Below are 4,218 nucleotides of genomic sequence, written 5' to 3'. Positions count from 1 at the left end.
TGTCGATTTTGTATAAAGCTCCAATAGTTGTTATAAGAGTAATTAGTGCTGGCGCTACGACTGTCACAACTTTCTTAGCAATATCATATTGTTTGTTTGTCAAATTCATTATTTTTCTCCTTTTTCTTTTAAATATTTTTTGAGCACTTCAAAAAATTCTTTAAAAAGCGCTGTGTCAATGCCTAATTTTTCAAAATTTTCCAAAACGGATTTCATCTCAAAAAATAGGTAACCGAGATATAAGACTTGTAATGTCCCTAACCCAATGCCTTCTGGTAGTAGGACAGAGAGTGGAATACAAAAAGCAAGTAAGGCAATGCTAGAGATTTTCCGCAGAATCCCGTTGATTCCCTCCTTGCTCTTAAATTCAATTTTGGGATTGATTTTGGCGGCTAATGTGCCAGTTAAAAAATCAATCACCATAGCGCCCATGATAAGAGTTAATGTGAACACAATCAATTTGTCTTGTGTGTTCACGAAACCTCTTAACGCATGAGACCATTCAAAATTTACAAATGACATAAATTCCCTCCTCTCTACTCAATTTTAGGCATGACGATTGTCAATACGCCCTTTTGCAGCATTTCTGCAACTGTTTGATTTTGGTACGTGTAACTTTCGCTTTGCTGCATTTGGAACTTAAAGATAGTAGCAGTACCTTGCGCCCATTTCGGATTAGTGTCAAGCGGATAAGGCATAGACACAATGTCGTTATTAAAATAATGTTTATCTTTTATTAACGGCTTGATAAACGCTGCAACTTTGCTATAAGTTGGAGCTGGCATACCCCCGTTTTGTCCGATAGCAAGAGCAATTAAAACTTCTGTGATGGTTGACACAGATTCTAATAGCTGCTTATTTTCAGTTGCTGCTTGTTCTGCTTTACTAGCAGTTTCTTTATTCTTCTGTAGTTGTTCGTCAACTTGGTTAAATTTATCATTCTCTGCTTTTTTTGGGAAGTTCTCTTGATAGATTTGTTCCAAAGCTAGTTTAAAGAGCTCTCCACTCTCTTTGCTAACAAAATCCGGGTCAAAGAATGCTGGGTAGATAACACCCTCCGAATTGCCTAAAACAACTCGTGTTTTGTAAGGTTCTCCACCTTTGTAGTCAAGCGATTTGCTTAAAAATTCTAGTTTCATAATTTCCTCTTTCTACGCGGTTCTGCGCCAACGATAAATTGTGATGTAAGGTTGCAAGGTACTCGCTTCGCCTGAACGACCAACAACTTCTGTAAAGTGGTTGAAATTGCGTCCAGAATGGATATTTGTGCCACTAACGCGATAAGTTGCTGTAGAGTTCTTCAAACGTTCCTCGTTCTTGTTCCCGGCCTGAAATCCCAGACTGCCTGTATCTCCACCAACAGAGCCAATCATAGCTTCGTATGTTCCGCTATCGTGCCTATGCTTTTTAGAGCCACTCGTCTTATTAGCTGAGTTAAAGTCTGCGTCCGCCTCATCAACGCCAACTAGCACCCTGCCGTTACCAAAACGTTCCCAAACACCACCCATAAATGTCGCAGGATTGGTTGGTTCGGTAGACTGGTAGATAGAGCCAATAGGATAAAAATTGTCGATTCCTTCCACAACCCAAGGTGTCCAGTTGCCAGTCTGATAATGTCTATAACGATACCAGACTTTACCCCCATTCCTATGGGTAAAACGTTGAGTCGCTTCTTTTTCCGATACGTTACCTATCTTAAATGTTTCTAAGACACCCCAGTCATTGTTTGGTGTATCCTTATTCGCCCAAGCGCCACCACCTTCGATAAGGTCGTTCGCACTAACGTCGCCTGCCCGTTCAACACAATGCCGCAAGAACCCGTCAATATATGTGTTTCCCTTGACGTCAAGCGCTCCACGCTCGCGGACTTTATCAACTCCCACTCCATCTTTATCGTAGGAAAATACCACCGCTTCTGTACCGACAACCGCACTAAATTCTGTACGCGTGAACTTGTCTTCTAATATACCCAGTACAGTCCAAGAACTGTTAGCGGCATACTCGCCTTGTAAATTAGCGTTTGAATTGACTAGGCTAGATACAGTCGTCCATGTGCCACCCGCTGGGCCTGTGTCAACCTTATAATCATTCGAGCCAAATTTGGCAACTTTAAATGTTAACTTCATTTGGTTTTTTTGCACACCGTTTACGGTTAGCGGGGCGACTTTAGCATTACGCGTAATTGTCAAGGTACTAGACTGAGTGCCAGAACGTACAACGTCAAATTTCAAAACGAGTGAGAAATACTCTAAGATATTCACCATTCTTTCAATCGTGTTGCTGGTACGTCCTCGACTGTCTGTCACTCTAGCTCTAATTGTCACATTTCCTATATAATTCATAATTCCCAAGCTACCGCCCTGCGTTGTCGTAGACTGGTTCTTGCCGACAATTTCTGCGTAATAGCCTGTAATCGTTGAGCCGTAAGCGCCCGTCGCTTGTCCAAAATTGACCTTGATATTAGACAAGATTTGGATAAAGGCTTGCTCGCCCGGCACAACGCTAGCTGCTGCGGTATTGGTGTCCGTTAAAGTAAAGCCGGTCAATTTAGGCTTGACATCATCTGGCACGGTCGCGGTGAAAGTTGTTGATTTCTCACCAATCTTCTTTCCGCCACTATATGTCTCGACTATTAGCGTACCCCATCCGCTTTCTGAATTGGGTATATCATTAGCGAAATCTTTCGGAATTGTCCAAGCAAAACTCGTATCAACATCATTAGCAATGACTGTATTCTTCCCGTACCACGCACACCTTATCGCATGTTTAAAGGTATTAACAGCACGATTGACCGTGATGTTAATATTACTTCCCATCACGCCATTAGGCGCTGTGATAGAGCTTGCGCGTGGTATGTTTGTTAGCGGTAGATTAAAACTTGCAGTTGCCGAACCATAATTGCTTATGTCGGCATGCAAAGTAGCAGAGATAGTAATGCTTTTAGTGCCGTCTGGGTTATGATTAACTAGATAATCTTTAGCCCATAAAGCCTTAACCTGTCCCTGCGAAATAGACATATCCACTCTTGCGTCCTCGCGAATACCACCAACGTTGAGTGACAAGAGCTTGCCTGTCGCTCCCCAAAGAGCCGCATAACCGTTCGCAATTAACCGCACTTGTACATTAACTACCGAAAAGTTCCCTTCGATGTTCGGTGCGTTCCATGCCGAGAAGACCTCTAGCTGTAGGTTATGCCCCCATGCGCCACTAAAATTACTTCTTGCCATTAAATACCTCCTACATATCTAATTACGTTCATATCAAGATTTAAGTGGTACTGTTCTTCTCTAAAACGACCGATCTGCAAGGTTTTAGTAAACACTCCGTTTTCTATTTTCAAAATTCCTTGCGAGATATACGCCACCTCTGAGCCTGCGGAATAGAAACTAATGCGATTGTCGCTAACCAAAACCGATGAAGAACCGTCTTTCTTTCCGATTGTCAGCCCTTCATTAGAAGCACTCATATAGTTGTCAAGGAAACTCCAGCGCTGCGCCATATCGCCTAAATTCGTTTCAATCTTCGCCACTCGTCGAGTAGCAGCGATTAAATCTTTTTCGGCTTTAGCCTTTCCTGCTGCGTCTGCTCTCAGAAATTCTTGGTAAGCCGCAAACCACTTATTAACAGTATCAAGACTGGCTTTGGCCTCCAGTTCAGCCCGCATAATGCTGTTTTTTTCATTTAAAGCATTTATTTGCTCTTGGGTTAATGTGCCGTCGGCTTTTGAGTTGATGTTCTGTTCGATTTCTTTGAGCTTCTCTTCGTCTATCGCTCCCTTATCACCTTTTGGTACAACAATAGACTTATTATCGCTAAAGGTGACTTTCACCCCGTCCGCTTGCTTTTCAGCCTTAGTAACCGTAATAGACTTACCGTCTGAGCCTTTCACGCCGTCATTGATGTTAGTAAAAGTAACTTGCTCTCTGGCAACCTCTTTTCCATCAATCAAGGCAATAGCTGTCAACACTAGCTTACTGGACATGCCAGCCGCCTGAACTTCAAAAGTTGGAGATGTGCCAAATCCTTGATTATCAACTAACCATTTCCACGTACACTCAACTGGCTTCTGCCCTCTCTTTAAGCTCGGATAGATTGTTGATTGTCCTTGATTGTTTTTAAAGACAATCCCATTGTTGGTCGCAAGTTTAATTGTGTAGGGCGCTGCTTCGAGCGCCAACTGCTCAACTCTTTGCAATAGCTCGTTGGCAATCTGACTCG

General features: G+C 42.6%; 3 protein-coding genes and 1 pseudogene. All 4 read right to left on the bottom strand.

Features of this window, described 5'->3' with window-relative positions; translation table 11 throughout:
• Nucleotides 1-108: 108 nt before the first annotated feature.
• Entirely contained in the window at nt 109-522 is a 414-nt protein-coding gene (locus HMPREF2574_RS07830; RefSeq protein WP_070812401.1) for a phage holin family protein, read from the bottom strand.
• 14 nt (nt 523-536) lie between these two features.
• Nucleotides 537-1,139 carry a DUF1366 domain-containing protein gene (locus tag HMPREF2574_RS07825; RefSeq protein ID WP_070812400.1) on the bottom strand — a complete coding sequence of 201 codons (603 nt, stop codon included), beginning with the start codon at nt 1,137-1,139 and terminating at the stop codon, nt 537-539.
• A 12-nt stretch (nt 1,140-1,151) separates the two neighbouring features.
• The gene (locus HMPREF2574_RS07820; protein ID WP_070812399.1) at nt 1,152-3,227 is read right to left on the bottom strand and encodes a DUF859 family phage minor structural protein; all 2,076 of its coding nucleotides are present in this window, start codon (nt 3,225-3,227) and stop codon (nt 1,152-1,154) included.
• Nucleotides 3,227-4,218, bottom strand: a pseudogene (locus tag HMPREF2574_RS10580) (antireceptor); the annotation flags it as partial. The gene HMPREF2574_RS07820 and the pseudogene HMPREF2574_RS10580, both read right to left, overlap by 1 nt.

Origin of the sequence: Streptococcus sp. HMSC034E12, assembly GCF_001835915.1 — a bacterium.
Taxonomy (GTDB): Bacteria; Bacillota; Bacilli; order Lactobacillales; family Streptococcaceae; genus Streptococcus; species Streptococcus vaginalis.
The sequence above is the reverse complement of the archived record's forward strand: the minus strand, read 5'-3'. Positions and strand labels throughout refer to the sequence as shown.